The organism is Pelagibacterium montanilacus, assembly GCF_003992665.1.
Taxonomy (GTDB): Bacteria; Pseudomonadota; Alphaproteobacteria; order Rhizobiales; family Devosiaceae; genus Pelagibacterium; species Pelagibacterium montanilacus.
In genome coordinates this window covers 28479-50156 of sequence record NZ_RZMX01000032.1, presented here as the reverse complement: position 1 = coordinate 50156, position 21678 = coordinate 28479, and the positions used below count along the sequence as shown (strand labels likewise).

The window sequence follows — 21678 nt, the reverse complement described above, 5'->3', positions numbered from 1 at the left end:
TTTAGTAATACACCATTGCGCCATGGTCAAGTGCGCGCGTGCGACAGCGCGGAGCTGAGAATCCAAAGGATAAGGCAATCGGCCAGGGGGAGGGTAAAGCACCCGGGGCCAAACGGCTTAGCGCACGACGGTGATCGCTTCGGCGGCCCGGGTGAGCCCGGTGTAGAGCCAACGGCTCGCTTCTTCCCGGAACACGAAGCTCTCGTCGAAGAGGTAGACGGTATCCCACTGGCTGCCCTGCGCCTTGTGGACAGTGAGGCAATAGCCATAAGTGAATTCGTCGTACTGGCGCCGCATCTGCCAGCTCATTTCGGTGTCCTCACCCGAAAAAAAACTGGTGTGGGTACGCACGCGGGTCTGGACCGAGGTGCGGTCTTCCTCTTCCGGGTCGATCAGCATGTCGAGCGAGCCCCCCGCCTTGCGGGTGACGGTGGCCGCCGTCCAGATCTGGCCGTTCAGCAGCCGCTTGCGCGGATTGTTGCGCAGGCAGACCAGCCGGTCGCCGACCACGGGCTTGGCATCGGGCAGGCCCTTGAGTTCGCGGATGCGCGCATTGTAATGCAGCCGGGTCTTGTTGCGGCCCACCAGAACCTGATCGGCGGCCAGGACCTCCGCCTGGTCCACCTCCCGGCGGGAAATGACCTTGGACTCCCCATACTGCCCATAAACGAGGGGCCGGCCTTCCCGGATATCGAGCGAGAGGCGCACGATGGGGTTGTCGCGCGCCTGGCGATGAATCTCGGTGAGCATGACGTCCGGTTCGGCGGCGGTGAAAAAGCCCTCGCCCTGCACCGGGGGAAGCTGGAAGGGGTCGCCCAGGACCAGAACCTTGGTTCCGAAACTCAATAGGTCGGTGCCCAGAACCTCGTCGACCATCGAGACCTCGTCGATGACCACCAGATCGGCGTCGGCGATCGATGACTCCGCGTCCAGGACAAAGCGGGGCTCGCCCTCCTTCTCGCTGATCCGGGTGTAGATCAGGGAATGGATGGTCGAGGCGCCCTTGCAGCCGCGCTTGCGCATCACGAGAGCGGCCTTGCCGGTGAAGGCGGCGTATTTGACGGTCTTGACGTCCTTGGCCAGATGCTGGGCGAGGGTGGACTTGCCCGTTCCCGCCCATCCGAACAGCCGGAACACCTGCGCGCCGTCCTTGTCCTTGAGCCAGGCGCTGACAGCCTTGAGCGCTTCATCCTGCTGGCTGGACCAGGCCACCATTTCGCGACACACTCCCTGTCAAAACCCATGAAGGCGGGAATCGCATCCCGCCGGGGTGATTATCAAGGAGCGTGCCGCGCTCCGCTACCCATAGGCTGGGGAGGAAAGGAAATTTCATGGCATCAACCGCTGCGGACGTAAGCGACTTCTGGTTTTCCGATCATGGGCCCGAGGACTGGTTTTCCGGCTCACCCGATTTCGACGTCCGCGTCAGGGCGCAGCTCGGCGACCTCCATGCCCGGGCCGTGCGGTCCGAACTCTGGGAATGGCGGAACTCTGCCGATGGGCGGCTGGCCGAGATCATCCTGCTCGATCAGGTCTCCCGGCAGCTTCACCGAGGCGAGGGGCAGGCATTTGCCGCTGACACCATGGCGCTCGCTCTCGCCCAGGAGATGATCGCGCAGGGCATGGACGCGCCCATGGACGTCAACCACAAGCTCTTTGTCTACATGCCCTTCCAGCACGCTGAATCGCTCGTCATCCAGGAGCAATCCCTGCGGCTTTTCGAGGCGATGGGCAGCGACGACTACATGGAATACGCCAGGGCCCACCACGAGACGATCGCGCGCTTTGGCCGCTTTCCGTTCCGCAACGGGGCTTTGGGTCGACCCTCGACGCCTGATGAACTCGCCTACATGAAAGCCAATGAAGGCCGCGCCTACTGAGCGGCGCCCAGAGCTTCTCGCGGGGCGAGGGCCCCGTGATGGCCGATAACGATGCTGGCGACCTCGTGGCCCGCACGGGCCGCCTCGGCAGGCGAGGCGCCGGTGAGGCGCGCGGCGATATAGGCGCCCCCGAAGCTGTCGCCGGCGCCGGTGGCGTCCACCACCGATTGCACGCGGGTGGCGGGAACGCGTTCCGCCCCTTGCGCCGTCGCGACAAGGGCCGGCTCGCCCCCGTTCTTGACCACGACCTCCTCGGCGCCCGCACGCAGATAGCGCTCGGAGGTAGCTCTGGCGTCTGCATCGCCGAAATAGGGCAATTCATCCCCATGGGTGGGCAGCACGATGCTCGAGACCCGCGCCGCGGCCATCAGCGCTTCGCGCAGGGCCTCGGTATCGGGCCAGAGAACGGGCCGGATATTGGGATCGAACCCGACCCGGGCGCCATCCGCGCGCCGGCGGGCGATTGCCTCAATCAGCCGGGAGCGGGCCGCCGGCTCGAGAATGGCGAGCGTGATGCCCGAGAAATAGATCAAATCGGCCTGGGCCAGCCCGGCCTTGAGCCGTGCAGGGTCATCGGCCAGCCGCCGGGCCGCCGAAGTCTCGCGCCAATAGGTGAAGTGACGGTCGCCGTCGGCCTGATGGATGAGATAGAGCCCGGGCTTGTGGCCTTGCAGTCGCGCAATGTGCCGCGTGCCCACGCCATTGCCCGCGATATGGGCGACCATGCGGTCCGAATAAAGATCATCGCCCACGCAGGTAAGGTACTGGACGTCCCAGGGTTCGGGCAGTCGCGCCGCCATGTAATAGGCGGTGTTGAAGGTGTCGCCGGCATAGCCCAGACGGTATTGCCCGTCCGCGCCTCCGCTCAGCTCGATCATGCACTCCCCGATGCTGACGATCGTACCCATATGCGTGCGCATCCCCCTGTAGCCGGCGTGTGCTTCTCGCATAGACGATCTGCGCGGGCCGGGAAAGGGCCGGGCGGGGCTGTTGGCGCCATTGCGGCTGTTGCATCATGGCACTGTCATGTGCGCACGCTATGGGCTGGGGTATGTACGATGATTCTGGTGTCATGACCGCGCGAATGCCCGAACCCGGCCCCACTCGGCCGCGGCCTGGTGCCGTGCCTCCCGCTCTCGCCGTCGCGGGGGCCGGAGTGCTGGCCTGTGCCCTGCTCGTTGTTGCCGGTCGGATCGGAGTGGTCGACGGCGCCGCAGTGACGCTGGCGCTGCTGGCCGCAGGCCTGCTGATCGGGCGCCTCGCCGCCCCCGGTGCCGAGCCGGCGGCCGTGGTGGGAGACCGGGGCGTGGACCGGGAGGTGGCGCGCTTTGCCGACGGGCTGACCGAGCCCTTCCTGATCCTCAACGAGCGCAGCGTTCTGGTCTATTGCAACCCCTCGGCGCGCCTGCAGTTTCCGCGCCTGCGCGAGGGCGATCCGCTGGCCTTCACCCTGCGCGATCCCGATCTGGTCGAGGCGATCGACGCCGCGCGCACGGCCCGCGAGGCGCGGGCGGTCGAAGTGCATCTGAGCGTGCCCAACGAGGTCTGGCTGCGCGCGTCCGTCGCGCCCTATGAGCCCGATCCCGAAAGCGGGCGGCTGCTCTTGATCATCACGCTGCATGATTTCACCGAACAGCGTCGAACCGACCGCATGCGCAGCGATTTCATCGCCAATGCCAGCCACGAACTGCGCACCCCGCTCACCTCGCTGATGGGCTTTATCGAGACCCTGCAGGGCCCTGCGGCGACCGATGCGGGTGCGCGGGACCGGTTCTTGTCGATCATGCGCACCCAGGCGGGGCGCATGTCCGCCCTGATCGACGATCTGCTTTCGCTGAGCCGGATCGAACTTCGCCAGCACGTCAAGCCGACCGCCGAGGTCCGGCTCCAGAGCGTGGTGCGCGAAGTCTCCGCCTCGCTTGAAGCCCGTCTCGCCGAGGCCGGCGTGACCCTCGAGCTCGATCTGCCCGAGGAATCCGCGGCAGTGACCGGCGACGCCCAGGAACTTTACGAGGTTGTCGAGAACCTCGTGGACAACGCGATCAAGTACGGCGGCTCGGGCGGGCGCGTCAGCGTGGCCGTGGCGCGCGGGGCCAACCGCGCCGGCACCTACCACGCCATCACCGTCACCGATTACGGACCCGGCATTGCACAGGAGCATGTGCCGCGGCTCACCGAGCGGTTCTACCGCGTGGAATCGGAGGGCAGCCGCAAGGCCAAGGGAACGGGCCTGGGGCTGGCGATCGTCAAGCATATCGTTCATCGCCACCACGGCGAGATGGCCATCCGCTCCACGCTGGGGGAGGGCACGCGGGTCGAGGTCCTGCTGCCGCGGCGGAGCTGACCGGGAGGACAACGCAATGGCAACTTCAGGCGCCCCCAAGACTTTACCCATGGGCTGTGATCCGTCATGAAGGGATCGGGCAGGCCCGGCGTCCCGGGCGGATGGCGGCCAGATTTCAGGGAAATGCTTGCGATGAGCTATACCGGCGAACATATCGTCTCCTCCTACGAAGACGAGTTGACCGAACTGGCGCGCTCGATTTCCGAGATGGGCGGGCTGGTCGAGAAGGCCATCGCCAACGCTGCCGAAGCGCTGGTGCGCATGGATCACGACCTGGCTGCGACGACCATCGCGGCCGACAAGAAGGTCGATGCCATGCAGCGCCAGGTCGACGAGATGGCGGTCTCGATCATCGCCCGGCGCCAGCCCATGGCCGGCGATCTGCGCCTCGTGATCGCCTCGATCCACGTGGCCAACGATCTCGAGCGGATCGGGGACATGGCCAAGTCCACGGCCCGGCGCGTGACGCGGATCGAGGGGATGGTGCCCTCGAGCCAGTTCAACAACGGCATGCGCCACATGAGCCAGCTCGCCCAGCGGCAGCTCAAACTGGCGCTCGATGGATTTGCCAGCAAGGACAAGGACATGGCGGTGGACGTCATCGAGCGCGACACCGATATCGACGCGCTCTACGTCTCCCTGTTCCGCGAGCTTCTGACCTATATGATGGAAGATCCGCGCAACATCACCATGTGCACGCACCTATTGTTCTGCGGCAAGAATTTCGAGCGCGTGGGCGACCATGCGACCAACATCGCCGAGCAGGCCTATTTCCTCGCCACCGGCCGGTCGGTGACCCAGGATGTCAATGATCTCAAGCGCGAGCAGATCAAGAGCTGATTGGCCTGCGATTTCGCGGGGTTGGCCGAAGATCAACGCGCTATACGGCGCTGATCGGCGCACATTAGCGGTGATCGCGCCTGTTAGCGCCGCTGGCAGCGTTGATCGGGGATAAATCGGGCGGGGTTATCCCCGTCGAGAGAGGGAAAACCCCAAGGCGACGGCCCCCATCCACGCGGCGAGCGAGGCCAACACGTAGCCAAATGTGGCGACCGGCGCCTCAGCGGCCATAATTACCGCCTCAAGGCTGAAGATCGAGAAGGTGGTGAAGCCTCCGCAAAATCCCGGGACGAGGAGCAGCCGCAGGCCGGGGGGCATGGGCCGGGCGAGAGAGCGGCCAGCCAGCCAGCCGATGGCCAGCGAGCCCAGCGCGTTGGCCGCGAAGGTCCCCCAGGGCCATGCGGGCCCGGCCATGGACAGAAGCCCAAGCGACAGCGCAAAGCGCAGCACCGCGCCCGTTCCCGCGCCCAGCCCCACGATCAGCGCCTCGCGCATGGGCCTCAAGGGGCAGACCCTCCCGCAAGCGTGATCCCGAGCGCAGCGGCTCCGATGCACAGGACCAGTGAGCCCGTGATGTTGATCAAGGCCGCCCCGATACGACCCGCGCGCATCATCTCGAAGGTCTGGAGCGAGAAGCTCGACACGGTGGTGTAGCCCCCCAGAAAGCCGGTGGCGAGCAGGGGCCAGAAAGGGTGGGCGGCAAGCTCGGCGTGCCCGGCCGCGAGCACATAACCGGCCAGAACGCCGATGGCCAGCGCGCCGGTTATATTGACCGCGAAGGTGCCCAGCGCCGGGTGCGCGGTGCGTTTGCCCACAGCGCCGGAAACAAGATGCCGGGCCGCGCCGCCGGCCATGCCCCCGAGCGCGACGCCCATAAAGGCTGATAAAAGCAGGAAATCCAAGGTGCGGACGATACTCCCCAATCGGCCATTCCGGCCCGATGCATGCCTCGTGCGTCCGATCGGCCAAGGCGGGCAAACCCGCGCCCCTTGAACCGGAGACAGCGCCTTAAGTCCTTGATTCCGCGCGCGTCCGGACCACAAAGTGTTGCCACTCTTCCCATAAACGCACTAGAACCCTAGAGCACTTCCTGTTCTGATGGAACCGGGATGGGGCGGGCTCGAAATCTTGGATACCTCGCGCGCCGGCGCCGGAAATGCCGTTCCGTATGTTAGGGAATGACACTCTAGAGCGTTTCCAGGAAAAGTGGGGACACTTTTCCGGTTCGGAAACGCGACACATCAAAGACCTAGAGCTCCTGTTCTGATTCAATCAGAACGGGATATGCTCTAGCCGACACGGGGGGAGCGGGGAAACCGATGATGGACGATCTGGCGCCGCGCGCCTTTCTCACCGAATTGTTCGATGCTGCGGTTCGCGCCGCCGATCCGCTCGAGGCGATCCGCGCCAATTTGCCCGAGCCGCCCAAGGGGCGCACCGTAGTCATCGGGGCCGGCAAGGCCGCCAGCCAGATGGCGGCGGCGTTCGAAAAGGTCTGGGAGGGCCCGTTCAGCGGCTTGGTTGTCGATCGCCACGGCCCGGTGGCCGAGACCAACACGATCCGCGTCCTGCAGGCGGCCCATCCGGTGCCCGATGCCGCCGGGTTGGACGCCGCGCGCGCGCTTTTCCACGAGGTGGCCGGTCTCACCGAAGACGATCTGGTGATCGCGCTGATTTCGGGGGGCGGGTCGGCCCTCCTGCCTGCTCCGGCCCAGGGGCTGAGCTTTGAGGACGAGGTGGCGGTCAACAAGGCTTTGCTCGCCTCGGGCGCCCCCATCGACGCGATGAACGTGGTGCGCAACCACGTCTCGGCGATCAAGGGCGGGCGGCTGGCGCTGGCGGCGGCCCCGGCGCGGGTGGTGAGCCTCGTTGTGTCCGACGTCGCCGGCGACGATCCGGCCATGGTGGCGTCAGGGCCCACCGTGCCGCACGCGGCAGGGGTCGAGGACGCACTGTCCATCATCGCCGAATACGGGATGGCCCTGCCCGAAGCGGTCATGGCGCATCTGAACTCGGGCAAGGCGCACGCGCCCCGGCCCGATGACCCCGGGCTCGCCCGCAACAGCGTGACCGTGATCGCCTCGGCGGGCGTTTCGCTCGAGGCGGCTGCCACGAGGGCCCGCGAGATGGGCGTCGAGGCCGCGATCCTCTCGGACGCCATCGAGGGCGAAGCCCGCGAGATCGGCAAGATGCACGCGGCGATCGCCCGGGAGATCGCGACACGGGGCCGCCCGTTCACCGCACCGGTGGTCCTGCTGTCGGGCGGGGAGACTACGGTGACGATCCGCGACGGCTACGGCAGGGGCGGACGGAACACCGAAATGCTGTTGTCCTTTGCCCGCGAGATCGAAGGGGTGGCAGGCATCGATGCGCTGGCCGCCGACACCGACGGGATCGATGGCTCCGAGGATAATGCGGGCGCATTTGCCGATGGCGGGTCGATGGCGCGCATGCGGGCGGCGGGCGTGGACCCCGGCGCACTGCTGGCCAACCACGACGCCTGGACGGCTTTCGATGCTGCGGGTGATTTGTTCGTGCCCGGCCCCACGGGCACCAACGTCAACGATCTGCGCGCGATCCTCGTGCGGCGGGGGTGATGGGGGCTGCGATGAGCTTCTGGTCTTTGGGCGGTTCTGATCGCTCCACGGGGGCGATGTGAGAGCTAAAACGCTGAAGGACCCCTCACCCCCTACCCCTCTCCCTCAAGGGGAGAGGGGGGCTCGTACCGCAGCGGCTCTGCCCTTTTCCCTTCTCCCCTTGAGGGATTTCGAGGCGGTGGCAAAGCCACCGATCGCTCCTGTGGAGCGATCGGAGCCGAAGGAAGTGGCCGCGGAGCGGTCGGATGAGGGGGTAGAGGGGTCGCGAAGATCTCCTCCGCTTGATGTTTCGCAACGCTGTAGCCCCCTCACCCCCAACCCCTCTCCCACGAGGGGAGAGGGGGGCTCTTGGGGCTAAGACCGTGTGCCGTCCTGACTACGGGCGCATGGCGCTCATCGCCTTCTGCGGCTCTGATCGCTCCACTGGAGCGACTAGTCGCTGGCGCGACCGCCTTGAAGTCCCTCAAGGGGAGAGGGGGGCTCGTCCCGTTTCGGCTGGACCCGTCTTCCCTTCTCCCCTCGCGGGAGAAGGTGGCCGCGGAGCGGTCGGATGAGGGGGCAGAGGGCTGGCGATGATCACCGCCGCTTGATGTTTCGCAACGCTGTAGCCCCCTCACCCCCAACCCCTCTCCCACGAGGGGAGAGGGGGGCTCTTGGGGCTAAGACCGTGTGCCGTCCTGACTGCGGGCGCATGGCGCTGATCGCCTTCTGCGGCTCCAACCGCTCCGCTGGAGCGATTGGTCGCTGGCGCGACCGCCTTGAAGTCTCCCTAAAGGGGAGAGGGGGGCTCGTACCGCAGCGGCTCGGCCCTTTTCCCTTCTCCCCTCGTGGGATTTCGAGGCGGTGGCAAAGCCACCGATCGCTCCTGTGGAGCGATCGGTGCCGAAGCAAGTGGCCGCGGAGCGGTCGGATGAGGGGTACAGGGGGCGGCAGCCCACCCAGGTTCCACTGGAGAGGGGTGTTCCGGAAAGCACAAGGGTCTGGATGTTCTCGCGTCGCGGCGGTCTCGCCGGGTGGGCGCGGTTATTTCTTTTTGCGATCGAGCTGGTGGTAGGCCTTGCGGGCGTGGAAGTCGCAATAGGGTTTGGCTTCGTCGGACTCGCGGCCGCAGAAGTGGAATTCCTTGCTCATGGGATCGCCGATCGGCCATTTGCAGGTCTTTTCCGAGAGCTGCAGCAGCGAGATGCGCTCCTCGGGCGGAATGAAGAGTTCGGACGCCCTGGGGGCGACTTCCATCTCCACTTCCTGTGCCGTTTCCATCTTGAGCGCGGTTGCACCCATGATGGGCGCCGAAACCGTGCGGCGCGGGGCCGATTGAGCGCTGGTTGCGGCCGCCGCTGCCGGCCGGGATATGCCGACCCCGCCGCTTCCAGACGATGAGGGCTTGCGGGCGATGGGTGCGCGCGGCGCCTTGGGGCGCGGGGCGGCGCTGGACGGCTTGGCCCGCGCCGAAAGCTTGAGCCGGTGGACCTTTCCGATCACGGCGTTGCGGGTGACCCCGCCGCTGAGCTCGGAGGCGATCTGGCTCGCGCTCAAGCCTTCCATCCAGAGCTTCTTGAGCAGAGCGACGCGCTCGTCAGTCCAGGTCATGGTCTAGCTCCCATAAGCCGCAAGGCAGATCAGAATCCGGTATCGTTCCGCCAATCCGCTTGGCAGGATCGAACACCATGTGTCGTATGTCGATGGGGTCCGCCACACGAGATGTCGTGTTCCCAATACGGCTATCCTACACAACCGGTGGAATCGGTTTCAAGGCTCGCCACGGAGTTTCCCCCGTTTAACCTGAGCCTGCCCAACCGCCCGGAGCGAAACCCCGCGAGTGTTGCAATTGCGCACTGTGCGCCCGGCCCCTTTTCTGGAAAACAAATGTGGCGCCGATGAGTCGCAGGCCCCGTCAAGGGCGCGCAAGGGCCCGGATTGTTGACTTTGGGCCGGTCCCGACGCATAAGCGAAAGCCTAGGCCCTCAGTATCGATTGGGGGCGTTTTTCGTTTCAACGGTCCATTTTCCAGAGGAAAGAGACATGTCTGCGCTCTACGGTACCTATGCCCGGTCCGAACTTGCCTTCGAGCGGGGCGAGGGCGCGCGACTGTTCACCGCCGACGGGGCCGATTACCTCGATTTCAGCTCGGGCATAGCCGTCAACGCGCTGGGCCATGGCGACCCTCATGTGGTGGGCGCGCTCAAGGCGCAGGCCGAAAAACTCTGGCACGTCTCCAACATCTTCCAGATACCCGAGCAGGAGAAGCTGGCCCAAAGGCTGGTGGACGCGACCTTTGCCGACAGGGTGTTCTTCACCAATTCGGGCGCCGAGGCGCTCGAATGCGCGATCAAGACCGCGCGGCGCTACTTCTTTGACAAGGGCCAGACCGAGCGCCACGACATCATCGGCTTTACCGGCTCGTTCCACGGCCGGACGCTGGGCACGATCGCGGCGGGCGGCAACCCCGACTACGTCAAGGGCTTCGGCCCGGTCATGGCCGGGTTCAAGCACGCTGCCCCGGGCGACCTCGAGGCGGTCAGGGCGCTGGTCGACGACAAGACCGCGGCCATCCTGATCGAGCCCGTGCAGGGCGAGGGCGGGCTGGCCGTGATGAGCGACGCGTTCCTCAAGGGCCTGCGCGCGCTCTGCGAAGAGACTGGCATGCTGCTGATCTTTGACGAGGTCCAGTGCGGTTATGGGCGGACCGGCCGGTTCTTTGCCCATGAATGGTCCGGCGTGACCCCCGACATCATGGCGGTCGCCAAGGCGATCGGTGGGGGTTTCCCGCTGGGCGCCTGCCTTGCGACCGAGGAGGTGGCGCGCTGCATGGTGCCGGGCACCCATGGCTCGACCTATGGGGGCAACCCGCTGGCCTGCGCGGTGGGCAATGCGGTGCTCGACCGGATCCTCGAGCCCGGCTTTATCGAGCATGTGGAGAAGATGGGCCAGGTTCTGGCCTGGCATCTCCAGCAGCTTGCCCAGAAATATCCCCATCACGTCACCGAAGTGCGTGGGCGCGGGCTGATCGCGGGGCTCAAGATCAACCCGCCGGTGCGCGATTTCGTGGCGCGCCTGCGCGATCACGGCCTTCTGGCGGTGGCCGCGGGCTCGAACGTTCTGCGCCTTCTGCCCCCGCTCATCATCACCGAAGCCGATGTCGAGGAAGCCGCCGGCAAGATATCGGACGCCTTTGCCGCACTCGACGCCGAAGCGGCCAGCGCCGCGCAATAGGGCTGCGCCCGTTCAACCCGAAAACCAGGATGTGTCCCATGACCGGACAGCCGAGACATTTTCTCGATCTCAAGGATTTTTCGCTGCCCACGCTGCGCACGATCCTCGATCTCGCCCACGCGCTCAAGACCGCGCTCAGATCCGGGGAGCGGCCCGACCTGCTCCGCGACAAGGTGCTCGCCATGATCTTCGAGCGCCAGTCCACCCGGACCCGCGTCTCGTTCGATGTGGGCATGCGCCAGCTCGGCGGGCAGACCCTGATGCTCACGGGCCAGGAAATGCAGCTCGCCCGCGAGGAGACCATCGAGGACACCGCGCGGGTGATGAGCCGGTATGTGGACGCGATCATGATCCGCATCCTCTCCCATGACGACCTCACCGATCTGGCGAGTGCCTCTTCGGTGCCGGTCATCAACGGGCTAACGCGGCGTTCGCACCCCTGCCAGGTGATGGCCGACATCATGACGTTCGAGGAGAACGCCGGTCCGCTACAAGGCCGCAAGGTCGCCTGGATCGGGGATTCCAACAATGTGCTGGCCTCATGGGTCCACGCCGCGGGCCTTTTCGGCGCGCGCCTTTCGATCGCCTGTCCCAAGCAGTACTGGCCCGATGAGGGGCTGCTGTCGGACATCGCCGAAGTGGGCGACACGGTGAGCCTGGACACCGATCCGGTGGCCGCGATCGCGGACGCCGATCTGGTGCTGACCGACACCTGGGTATCGATGGGCGACACCGACGAAGGCGAGCGGCGGCGTATCTTGAAACCCTATCAGGTCAATCCCAGATTGATGGGCCACGCGGCGCCCGACGCGCTGTTCATGCACTGCCTGCCCGCGCACAGGGGCGACGAGGTCACCGACGAGGTGATCGACGGTCCCCAGTCGGTGGTCTGGGACGAAGCGGAAAACCGCATGCACGTTCAAAAGGCCATCCTGTGCTGGGCCTTCGGGATCGAGAGCATCTGATGAGCCAGCCTTCCCTCGAAAAATTCGGTCTCAACCGGCCCGAGAGCGGGGACGACGTGGTCGTCCCCTTCGCGCTCGAGACCCTCGACAGCCGCGGGCGCGTCGTGCGTCTGGGCGATGCGCTCGACACCATCATCTCGCGCCATCGCTATCCCGAGCCCGTGGCGCGGCTGCTGGGCGAGGCGATCACCCTTGCCGCGCTCATCGGCACGAGCCTGAAATTCGAGGGCCGGTTCATCCTCCAGTCGCGCACCGACGGGCTGGTGAGCCTGCTGGTGGTGGATTTCGACACCCCCGACGGGCTGCGCGCCTATGCGCGCTATGACACTGACAAGCTGGCCGAAGCGGTGGACGCGGGCCGGGCGAGCCCGGCCGAGCTGCTCGGCAAGGGCGTTCTGGCGCTGACCGTGGACCAGGGCGCGCATATGGACCGCTATCAGGGGATCGTCGCGCTCGAGGGCTCCGACAGCCTCGAGGACGTGGCGCACACCTATTTCATGCAGTCCGAGCAGATCCCCACCCGGGTACGCCTGGCCGTGGGCGAGATGACCGAACGCGGCAGGCCGGGCTCGAGCTGGCGCGCGGGCGGGGTGTTGCTCCAGCATCTGCCCGAGCATGGCGGCGCCATGGCGGATCTGCCCGGGGACGGGGATTTCGAGAACGACGAGACGGCCGATCCCGAGTTCACCGAGGACGATCACTGGACGGAGGCCCGCGCGATCCTCGATACGCTCTCGGACGCGGAACTGGTCGATCCCGAGATTTCGCCCGAGCGGATATTGTTCCGGCTCTACCATGAATCCGGGGCGCGGGTATTTGACCCGCAGCTCCTCGTGGAGCGCTGCACCTGTTCGGCCGAGCGCGTCGAGCAGATGATCAACGACTTCACGCCCCAGGAGCGCGAGGACATGGCGGTGGACGGCGAGATCGAAGTGGTGTGCGAGTTCTGCTCGACCCGCTACGCGTTCAATCCCAACCAGTTCTAGCCGGCCGCGCGCCGGCCTTTCGCGGGGCGGGGGGCGCAAACCTTTCCGATCCTTGCGAAAAGTTCATTTGTGCGCGGGGAGCGACACCTCTAACCTTTAGAGTGCCCAAGATTGAGGGTATCGGCATCAATCCTGCCGTCACGGCGGTTCGCACGAACCGCTCGTCCGCTCATCTGCCCGGGGACAAGGTCCATTGGAAAAATCGGAATCCGCCGCGTTCGAGCGCCAGACCGTCCACGCCGGGCACAAGGCCGACCGTGATCCCGCGCCAAGGCGGTTCGGCCCGCTCAGCGCGCTGGTCCGGATCGTCATCGCGCTCGCCATCGTGGGTGCCGCCGGTTACCAGGCCATCTCCTGGATCTCCGACCGCCCCGAGCCGCCGGCGCGCCAGAACCGGGAGCGCACCTTCACGGTCGCGGCGGCCGATGCGGCGTTCGGCACCCATCGCGCCGATATCTCGACCTATGGCCAGGTGGCGACCGCCAGCACGGTGGGGCTGCGTTCCCAGGTGCAGGGGCGGGTGGTTTCGGTCTCGGACGCTTTTGCGGTCGGCAACAGGGTGTCCGAGGGTGACGTTCTGGTCGAAATCGATGCCTTCGCCTATGAGGGCGCGCTGATCGAGGCGCAGGCCAACCTCGCCAATGCCGAGCTGACGCTTTCCGAAGCAAGGCAGGCCCGCGCACTCGAAGAGCAGAACATCGAGACCGCCGAGGCGGCGCTCGAGGCGGCCCAGACCGATCTCGAACGCGCCCGGTCCCTGGTCCAGAGCGGCGCGGCGACCCAGCAGACCGTGGACACGCGCGCGCTGACGGTGGCCGAGCGGCGTCAGGCGCTCAACGAGCGGCAATCCAATCTCTTTACCCTCGATGCGGAAATCACGCGCGCCGCCGCGGCGATCGAGCAGGCGCGCTGGCAGGTGGAAACCGCGCAGCGCGATCTCGAGAGCACCACAATTCGCGCGCCCTTCGACGGGGTGGTGACCGAACGCCTCGTGACGGCGGGCGGGTTCGTGAGTGCCAATGAGGAAATGGGCGGGCTTTACGACGTCAGCGCGCTCGATGTGAGTTTTACCGTTTCGGACCGCCAGTATGGCCAGTTGAGTGCCGCAGGGCTCGAGGGCCGGCCGCTGGTGATCCGCTGGGACATCGATGCCGCGCCCGTGGACGTCCCCGGCACCATTTCGCGCACCGCTGCCCAGGTGGAGTCGAGCACGGGCGGGGTGACGCTGTTTGCCAGCCTCGACCCCCAGCAGGCGTCGCGCCTGCGCCCGGGCGCCTTCGTGTCGGTCGCCATCGAAGGGATCGCGCACGAGGATACGCTGCGCATTCCCGAAACCGCCGTTTACGACGACGACCACATCTATGTGATCCGCGAGGGCCGCATGGCGCGCGCAGACGTCGAGATCGTGGCGCGGGACAATGCCCATCTGATCGTTGACGCCGATATCGCGCCGGGCGAACGCATCATCACGACCCGCCTGTCCCAGGCCGGGGATGGCGTGGCGGTGGTCGTGGAGGGCGAAGAGCCCGAGGCGGGAGGCGGTGGTGGACCCGGCGGCTGGGGCGGAGGACGTCCCTGATGCGCCTGAGCGGAGAAACCACGGGCGGCGTGATCGCCGGCTTCGTCCGGCACCGGAACGCGGCCAATCTGTTCATGATCCTGTTCGTTTTGTTCGGGCTCTGGGGGCTGGCCAATCTCAACCGCCAGTTGATGCCGGCCAGCGAGCGCAGCACCATCAACGTCTCGGTGAACTGGAGCGGCGCGTCGGCCGAGGACGTGGAGCGCAACGTGCTGCTGCTGATCGAGCCGGCGGTGCGCGGCATCGATGGCATGATCTCCATGGAGTCCTTTGCGCGCGAAGGCCGGGGCAACATCTCGCTGGGCTTCGAGCGCACCACCGACATGCAGACCGCCGAGCGGCAGGTGCAGACGGCGGTTTCCTCGGTTGCCAATCTGCCCGCGGGGGCCGACACGCCCACGGTCGCCGCGCCCAGAACCTATGATCCGGTCGCCTCGATCGGGCTTTCGGGCCCCTATCCGGAGGAGGCGCTGCGCCGGTTCGCGCGCGAATTGCGCGACGGGCTTCTGGCCGAGGGCGTCGATCGGGTGGAGTTTACCGGATATCGCGACCGCCAGATCCGGATCGCGGTCGACGATGCCCGCCTGCGTCAGCTCGGGCTGACGCTCGCGGACCTGTCCAATGCGCTCACCCCGAACTTTTCCGACCAGCCCTCCGGCTCGCTCTCGGGCGATTTCGATGCCCAGATCAGGGCGGCGGCGCGCGAACTCTCGGTGCGCGAGATCGCGGCCACCGAAGTGTTCTCCTCGAGCGAGGGGCGTTCGATCACCTTCGGGGAGATCGCCACGATCACCGACACGTTCGACCCGGACCAGACGCTGGGCTACATGCGCGGCGAGCCCGCGATCCAGCTCCAGGTGTCGCGCGCTCCGGGCGCCGATACGGTGACGACCTATGAAGCCATCCAGGCTTATGTGGCCTCGGTGCAGCCCACGCTCCCCCAGTCGCTCGAGCTCGTTGTGTTCGACGCGGCCGCCGAGCAGGTCAACCAGCGTCTGGCGCTGCTGGTGTCCAACGGGGTGGCCGGGCTCATCCTCGTGCTGATCGTCCTCTTTGTGTTCCTTGACGGACGCGTGGCCTTCTGGGTGGCGGCGGGCATCCCCATCGCCCTCTTCGGGACGCTGGGGGCAATGTATGTGATGGGGCTGACCATCGACATGATCTCGATGTTCGCGCTGATGATGGTGCTGGGGATCATCGTGGACGACGCCATCGTGGTCGGCGAGCATACCGCGACGCTCTACCGACAGGGGCTGTCGCGATCCGAGGCCGCGATCCAGGCGGCGCGCAGCATGGCCGCCCCCATCATAGCTTCCGCGCTCACCACCATGGCCGCCTTCGCGCCGATCTGGCTGGTGGGCGATACGGTGGGCCAGATCATGGCGCCGCTGCCCATCGTCGTTGTGGCTGTGCTTGCCGCAAGCCTGATCGAGAGCTTCTTCATCCTCCCCGGGCACCTGGGACACTCGCTGCCGCGCGAGCGCAAGCGCCCCGGTGCCATGAGGCGCGGCTTTGACAGGGGGTTCAACTTCTTCCGCGACAGGATGTTCGGCGCTTTGGCCGAAATCTCCTATTCCTGGCGCTATGTGACGGTGGCCATCGCCATGGCCATCATGATCGGCGCCGGCGCGCTGCTCGCCTCGGGCCAGCTCAGGTTCGAGTTCTTTCCGTCCGCTGAAGGCGAGAGCTTCAACGTGTCCGCCCAGTTCCAGGCCGGCACCCCCCAGTCGGACATGGCCGAGATCATCGGTCATATCGAGGACGCGGTGAGCGAGATGGAAGCGGAGCTCGCCCCCGATGGCGAGGCGCTGATCGTGACGACCTTCGCCAACCTCGATCTCGAGGAAGGCCGGGCAAACTTCAACGTCTATCTGACGCCGTCAGAAGACCGCCCCGTGCGCACCGCAGAGATCACCCAGGCGCTGCGCGACAACCTGCCCACCGTTGCCGGCGTCGAGAGCGTTGGCATCCGCGAATTCCGCGGCGGACCTCCGGGACGGGCCATCGACATCCGGTTCGTGGGCTCGGATGCGACCACGCTCAAGGCGGCCTCCGAAGCGCTTCAGGACGTGCTCGAGGGCTTTCCGGAAGTGACGGGCACGTCCGACACGCTCTTTTACGGCAGCCCCGAACTGGTGATGGACCTCAACACCCGAGGCGCGTCCATGGGCTTTGATCTCGATACGCTGGGCACCCAGCTCAGGGACGCGTTCGAGGGGCGCAATGTAGGCACGATCGCGGCGAGCGACGACGAGATCACCGTCCGGCTGCTGCGCGAAGACGAAACCACGGGCTCGGCGGCGCTGCGCGAAATGTGGGTGCGCAGCCCGGACGGCCAGTACGTGCCGCTCCAATCCATCGTGAGCTTTTCCGAGGAGCAGGGCTTCCGGTTCATCGCCCGCGAACAGGGGCGCACGGCGGTTTCGGTGCGGGCCGATACCGAGGAGGGCGTGGATGCCAGCGAGATCCTTGCGCGGCTGGAGGCCGATTATCTGCCCCAGATCATGACCCAGTTCGGCATCGACTATCAGCTGGGCGGCCGGGCCGCCGAGCAGAACGCCGCCTTTGCCGATCTTGGGCTGGGCGCGATCTTTGCACTTGCGGTGATGTACATCATCATCTCCTGGATCTTTGCCTCCTATTTCGCGCCGCTGGCGGTGATGGTGATCATCCCCTTCGGCGTGGCGGGCGCCGTCTGGGGCCACTTCCTGATGGGCCACAGCCTGACGATCGTTTCGATGATGGGCATGCTTGGCCTCGGGGGGATTCTCGTCAATGCCTCGATCGTGCTCATCGCGCGGATGAACGAGCGGCTGGCCGAGGGCGAGGGCCTGCGCGAGGCGGCCATCGGAGCCTCGCGCGACCGGCTGCGCGCGGTGATCCTCACCTCGCTGACCACGATCGGCGGGCTGGCCCCGCTGCTGTTCGAGCAGAGCCTTGTGGCCCAGTTCCTGATCCCCATGGCGCTGACCATCGTCTCGGGGCTCTCTCTGGCGACGCTGCTGGTGCTGTTTCTGGTGCCGGCGGTGCTGGCCATCGGGGCCGATGTGGGGGCGTTCCTGCGCTGGGCGTTCCTCACGTCCAACGCCCCCACCTTCCGCGAGATGATCTCGGGCCGCCATCACGATAGCCCTCCGGCCGCGCCCGCCGAGTGAGCGGGCCGGGACCGGCGGGTCAGGCCCGCCAGAACCGGGGCGTGAAGAGCACGAGGATGATCAGAACCTCGAGCCGACCGACCAGCATGCCGATGGTCATCAGCCATTTCGAGGCGTCCGACAGGCCGGCGAAATTGCCTGCCGGGCCGAGATCGGGGCCAAGCGCGGGGCCCACATTGGAAATGGTCGTCGCCGCGGTGCTCAGCGATTCCAGCGGCTCGAGACCGGAAATTCCCAGAAGGATGGCGAGCAGGAAGAAGCTCGCAATGTAAACGAGCACGAAGCTCTGGACCGAGGTCGAGACGCTGTCGGGCAGGGGCCGGCCATTGTAGCGCTTGACGTAGACGAGGTTGGGAAAGGCGATCTGGCGGACGTGCTGGTAAAGATCGCGCGCCAGCACCTGGAACCGGAAGATCTTGATGCCGCACGAGGTCGAGCCCGTGCACCCGCCGATGAACATGATCATGAAAAACAGGCAGCTCACGAACGGTCCCCAGGCGGAGAAATCGGCAATGCCGAACCCGCTGCCGGTCATGATCGAAACCACCGAGAACACGGCCTGGCGGAAGGCCACCTCGCCGGCGAACAGGTCCTGCGCGATCTGAACGAGGGTGACCACCAGCGTGGCTCCGGCCAGCAGCAGCAGGAAGAGCCGCACCTGGGAATCGCGGAAGAGCTGGGAAAAGCTGCCCTGCAACATGCCCACATAGAGAATGAAGGGCAGGGCACCAAGGATCATGAACACGGTCGCCACATAGTGGATGGCCGGAGCATCGAACGCGGCGAGGGAGGCATCCCGGGTCGAGAAACCGCCCGTCGCAACCGTGGAGAGCGCGTGGGCGATGGCGTCGAACGGCTCCATGCCCGCCACCCAGTAGGCGATCGTGCACGTGAAGGTCAGGATGCAATAGATCGTCGTCATCGCGCTCGCGATGCCCGCGGCGCGCGGCAGGATCTTGTCGGGCGTCTCGAAGGCCTCTGCGCGGAACATCTGCATGCCGCCCACGCGCAGCATGGGCAGAACGGCAATGGCCATCACGACGACGCCCAGCCCCCCCAGCCATTGCAGGAGCGCCCGCCACAACAGGATGCCCGGGGGCGAGGTGTCGAGCGTGGTGATGACCGTGGCGCCGGTGGTGGTGATCCCCGACATCGATTCAAACATCGCGTCGGTGATCCCGAGCCCGAGATCGGACAGATAGAGCGGCAGGGCGCCGAACCCGGTGAGCACCACCCAGATCATCGTCGTCATGAGGAAGGCCTGGCGCAGATTGAGCTCGGACCGGCTGCCCCCGCTCGAGGCGGCCCACATGCCCGCGCCCAGAATGGTGGTGATCAGAGAGGACGCGATGAAGACCAGCCAGTCGTCATTGCCATAGACGATGTCGGCGAGCGCCGGCAGCAGCATGGCCAGTCCCAGCGCGACCGTCAGGGCGCCGATGGCCGAAAAGATGGTCCGAAAATCCATGCCCTGCCAAACCGTCGCGCTGTGGCGATGCGCCGTGAACCCCTCGCGTCGTCCGATCCCTAGACCTGATCGAGCCCGAACGAAAGGTCCGTGATCAGATCGTCGGCGTCCTCGAGCCCGACCGAGAGGCGCAAGAGGCCCGGAGTGATGCCCATCCCGGCGAGCTCGTCGGGCGTGAAGCGCTGGTGGGTCGTTGTCGCGGGGTGGGAGATGATCGACTTGGCATCGCCCAGATTGTTCGAGATCGCGATGAGCGCCAGGGCGTCCGCAAGCTTGAAGGCCGCGTTCTTGCCGCCCTTGACCGAGAAGGCGACCAGTGTCGAGCCGCGCTCCATCTGGGCCATGGCGAGATCGTATTGCGGATGGGAGGGGTGATGGGGATAGGCCATCACCTCGACCTTGGGGTGATCGGCGAGGAAATTTGCCACCTTTTCGGCGCTCTCGGTCATGGCCCGGACGCGCACGGGCAGCGTTTCGAGCCCCTTGAGCAGCACCCAGGCGTTGAACGGGCTCATGGACGGGCCGGTCTGGCGAATGATGGTGTGGATATCGCCTTCGATCAGCGCGCGCGAGCCCAGGATCACCCCGCCCATGGCGCGGCCCTGGCCGTCCATGTGCTTGGTGGCCGAATAGGTGACGAGATCGGCGCCGAGCGCCAGCGGCTTCTGCCAGAGCGGGGTGGCAAAGACGTTGTCGACCACCAGAAGCGCGCCATGGGCATGGGTGATATCGGCGACCGCGCGCAGATCCACAAGGTCGAGCGTGGGGTTGGTCGGGGTCTCAACGAAGATCACCCGGGTGTTGGGCCGCATGGCGCGGGCGAAATTTTCCGGATTGCGGCCATCGACCAGCGTGGACTCCACCCCCCAGCGCGGCAGGTAGGTTTCGACCACATAGCGGCACCCGCCAAAGAGCGCGCGGGCGGCGACCACATGATCCCCGGCCCGGACCTGGGCCATGAGCGCGGTGGTGACCGCAGCCATGCCCGTCGCGGTGCCCCGCGCGGCCTCGGCGCCTTCAAGCAGCGCCGCGCGCTGCTGGAACATCTCGACGGTGGGGTTGGAAAAGCGCGAATAAAGGTGTCCGGGTTCCTCGCCCTTGAACCGGGCCTCGGCGGACCCGGAGGTGGGATAGACGAAACCGGAATTGAAATAGATCGCCTCGGACGTCTCCCCGTGCTGGCTGCGCTCGGTGCCCCCGTGGACCAGCATCGTCTGCGCCTTGCGACGGGCGGGATCGGAGAGCGGGTTGTCGGGGTGGGACATGATCGGGGACCTTCAATGCAAAAAACCGGCGCGCAGGGCGGCCGGTTCGCGAAGGGTCGCTTTAGCAGCTTGTTTTCGGTGGCCTGCAATCTGACCGGCCAAATCACCACCCGCGGGCATTTTCCATGCCCGACACGCCCAATTACCGCCAAATGGCGCTTGGCGTCAATCTTGGAGGTTGTTAAGCCAGAGCAGAACACCGTGAGGGAGCATAAAAGCCCATGAGCCGCCACTGGCCCGAAGGCATATTTTCGGCGCGTCTGATCGGCGAGCTCGCCCAGACAGGTGCGATCACCCCCGGGCGTCCGTTCGATCCCGACCAGATTCAACCCGCCAGTCTCGATCTGCGCCTGGGCGAGAAGGCCCTGCGGGTCCGCTCGAGCTTTCTGCCCGGGCCCGGCCGCTCGGTCGCCGAGCGGGTGGAAAGCCTCAAGCTGCACGAGATCGATCTTTCGGGCGGCGCCGTGCTCGAGCGCGGCTGCGTCTATATCGTGCCCCTGCTAGAGACGCTGGATCTGCCAGACGACGTGGCGGCGGCGGCCAATCCCAAGAGCTCGACCGGCCGGCTCGACATCTTCACCCGCGTGATCGCCGACAGCGGGCGCAGCTTCGATACGATCCCGGCGGGCTACTCCGGCCCGCTCTATCTCGAGATTTCCCCGCGCACCTTTCCGGTGCTGGTGCGCACGGGCTCCCGGCTCTCCCAGATGCGGTTCCGCTCGGGCCACCCCCGGCTTTCGCCCGAGGCGCACAAGGCCGCCCATGAGGCCCATACACTGGTGCTCGACCCCAACATGGATGTGGGAGAGGGCGTGTCGCTCTCGATCGACCTCCAGGGCGAGGGCCGCAACGGGCTGATCGGGTTCCGCTCCAAGCGCCACACCGCGGTGGTGGACGTGGACCGCAAGGACGGGCTCGATGTGCTCGACTATTGGGACCCGCTCTACAATCGCGGTGGCGGTGAGCTGATCCTGGACCCGGACGAATTCTACATTCTCGTCTCGCGCGAAAGCGTGCATGTGCCTCCCGACTTTGCCGCAGAGATGGTGCCGTTCGATCCGCTGGTGGGGGAATTCCGCGTCCATTACGCGGGCTTTTTCGACCCGGGCTTCGGCCATTCGCCGGCGGGGGGCGCGGGCGCGCGCGCCGTGCTCGAGGTGCGCAGCCGGGAAGTGCCGTTCCTTCTGGGCCATGGCCAGACCATCGGACGATTGCTCTACGAGAAGATGGCCGAGCGTCCCGACACCCTCTACGGCACGGCGCTGGGCTCGAACTACCAGGCCCAGAGCCTGAAACTGTCCAAGCACTTCAAGCCGTTTGACCCCGAGAACCGGCACTGCTGAGGCCAGCCGGGGGCGGTGACGGGAACGTGGCGCCAAGAAAAAT

At 66.3% G+C, this 21678-nt stretch carries 17 protein-coding genes and 1 riboswitch; of the genes, 10 read left to right on the top strand and 7 right to left on the bottom strand.

The features are described from left to right. Positions 1-117 precede the first annotated feature (117 nt). The gene (locus EO136_RS10315; protein WP_206513307.1) at positions 118-1215 is read right to left on the bottom strand and encodes an ATP-dependent DNA helicase; all 1098 of its coding nucleotides are present in this window, start codon (positions 1213-1215) and stop codon (positions 118-120) included. A gap of 116 nt (positions 1216-1331) precedes the next feature. Here EO136_RS10315 and EO136_RS10310 point away from each other — a divergent pair, with 116 nt between their 5' ends. Next, on the top strand, positions 1332-1880 hold the full coding sequence (locus EO136_RS10310; protein WP_127144341.1) for a DUF924 family protein: 549 nt from the start codon (positions 1332-1334) through the stop codon (positions 1878-1880). On the opposite strand, the gene EO136_RS10305 is transcribed toward EO136_RS10310, so the two are convergent. Continuing rightward, positions 1874-2788 carry a sugar kinase gene (locus tag EO136_RS10305; RefSeq protein ID WP_127144340.1) on the bottom strand — a complete coding sequence of 305 codons (915 nt, stop codon included), beginning with the start codon at positions 2786-2788 and terminating at the stop codon, positions 1874-1876. The two genes, EO136_RS10310 and EO136_RS10305, sit on opposite strands and share 7 nt — an antisense overlap. A gap of 164 nt (positions 2789-2952) precedes the next feature. On the opposite strand from EO136_RS10305, the gene EO136_RS10300 reads away from it, so the two are divergent. Both EO136_RS10300 and phoU read left to right on the top strand, forming a co-directional pair. Further along, on the top strand, positions 2953-4224 hold the full coding sequence (locus EO136_RS10300; RefSeq protein ID WP_164730529.1) for a sensor histidine kinase: 1272 nt from the start codon (positions 2953-2955) through the stop codon (positions 4222-4224). 132 nt (positions 4225-4356) lie between these two features. Further along, on the top strand, positions 4357-5064 hold the full coding sequence (gene phoU / locus EO136_RS10295) for a phosphate signaling complex protein PhoU (RefSeq protein ID WP_127144338.1): 708 nt from the start codon (positions 4357-4359) through the stop codon (positions 5062-5064). A 126-nt stretch (positions 5065-5190) separates the two neighbouring features. On the opposite strand, the gene EO136_RS10290 is transcribed toward phoU, so the two are convergent. Beyond that, positions 5191-5559, bottom strand: coding sequence for a fluoride efflux transporter FluC (locus tag EO136_RS10290; RefSeq protein ID WP_127144448.1), 369 nt, complete (start codon positions 5557-5559; stop codon positions 5191-5193). Between the two features lie 5 nt (positions 5560-5564). Further along, positions 5565-5987 carry a fluoride efflux transporter FluC gene (locus EO136_RS10285; protein ID WP_246018329.1) on the bottom strand — a complete coding sequence of 141 codons (423 nt, stop codon included), beginning with the start codon at positions 5985-5987 and terminating at the stop codon, positions 5565-5567. A gap of 399 nt (positions 5988-6386) precedes the next feature. Between EO136_RS10285 and EO136_RS10280 the strand changes: the two genes are divergently transcribed. Then, positions 6387-7661 carry a glycerate kinase type-2 family protein gene (locus tag EO136_RS10280; protein ID WP_127144446.1) on the top strand — a complete coding sequence of 425 codons (1275 nt, stop codon included), beginning with the start codon at positions 6387-6389 and terminating at the stop codon, positions 7659-7661. 1023 nt (positions 7662-8684) lie between these two features. On the opposite strand, the gene EO136_RS10270 is transcribed toward EO136_RS10280, so the two are convergent. Further along, on the bottom strand, positions 8685-9251 hold the full coding sequence (locus tag EO136_RS10270) for a GcrA family cell cycle regulator (protein ID WP_127144337.1): 567 nt from the start codon (positions 9249-9251) through the stop codon (positions 8685-8687). Between the two features lie 432 nt (positions 9252-9683). On the opposite strand from EO136_RS10270, the gene EO136_RS10265 reads away from it, so the two are divergent. The 5 genes from EO136_RS10265 (at position 9684) to EO136_RS10245 (ending at position 17559) form a co-directional block, all read left to right on the top strand. Next, on the top strand, positions 9684-10874 hold the full coding sequence (locus EO136_RS10265) for an aspartate aminotransferase family protein (RefSeq protein ID WP_127144336.1): 1191 nt from the start codon (positions 9684-9686) through the stop codon (positions 10872-10874). A gap of 38 nt (positions 10875-10912) precedes the next feature. Continuing rightward, positions 10913-11839, top strand: a complete 927-nt coding sequence (gene argF / locus EO136_RS10260) for an ornithine carbamoyltransferase (RefSeq protein ID WP_127144335.1) — start codon at positions 10913-10915, stop codon at positions 11837-11839. Further along, a complete protein-coding gene (locus EO136_RS10255; protein ID WP_127144334.1) occupies positions 11839-12825 on the top strand; it encodes an Hsp33 family molecular chaperone in 987 nt (328 codons plus the stop codon). Before argF ends, EO136_RS10255 begins: the two co-directional genes overlap by 1 nt. 193 nt (positions 12826-13018) lie before the next feature. Further along, positions 13019-14404 (top strand): efflux RND transporter periplasmic adaptor subunit, encoded by a 1386-nt coding sequence (locus EO136_RS10250; protein WP_127144333.1) that lies wholly within the window; start codon positions 13019-13021, stop codon positions 14402-14404. Further along, positions 14404-17559, top strand: a complete 3156-nt coding sequence (locus EO136_RS10245; protein ID WP_127144332.1) for an efflux RND transporter permease subunit — start codon at positions 14404-14406, stop codon at positions 17557-17559. Before EO136_RS10250 ends, EO136_RS10245 begins: the two co-directional genes overlap by 1 nt. 19 nt (positions 17560-17578) lie before the next feature. On the opposite strand, the gene EO136_RS10240 is transcribed toward EO136_RS10245, so the two are convergent. Together EO136_RS10240 and metZ are read right to left on the bottom strand one after the other, a co-directional pair. Then, positions 17579-19027, bottom strand: a complete 1449-nt coding sequence (locus EO136_RS10240; protein WP_127144331.1) for a TrkH family potassium uptake protein — start codon at positions 19025-19027, stop codon at positions 17579-17581. A gap of 59 nt (positions 19028-19086) precedes the next feature. Beyond that, a complete protein-coding gene (gene metZ, locus EO136_RS10235; protein WP_127144330.1) occupies positions 19087-20292 on the bottom strand; it encodes an O-succinylhomoserine sulfhydrylase in 1206 nt (401 codons plus the stop codon). 40 nt (positions 20293-20332) lie between these two features. Continuing rightward, positions 20333-20412, bottom strand: a riboswitch (SAM riboswitch). Between the two features lie 101 nt (positions 20413-20513). Here metZ and EO136_RS10230 point away from each other — a divergent pair. Continuing rightward, a complete protein-coding gene (locus tag EO136_RS10230) occupies positions 20514-21635 on the top strand; it encodes a 2'-deoxycytidine 5'-triphosphate deaminase (protein WP_127144329.1) in 1122 nt (373 codons plus the stop codon). The last annotated feature ends 43 nt before the right edge of the window (positions 21636-21678 follow it).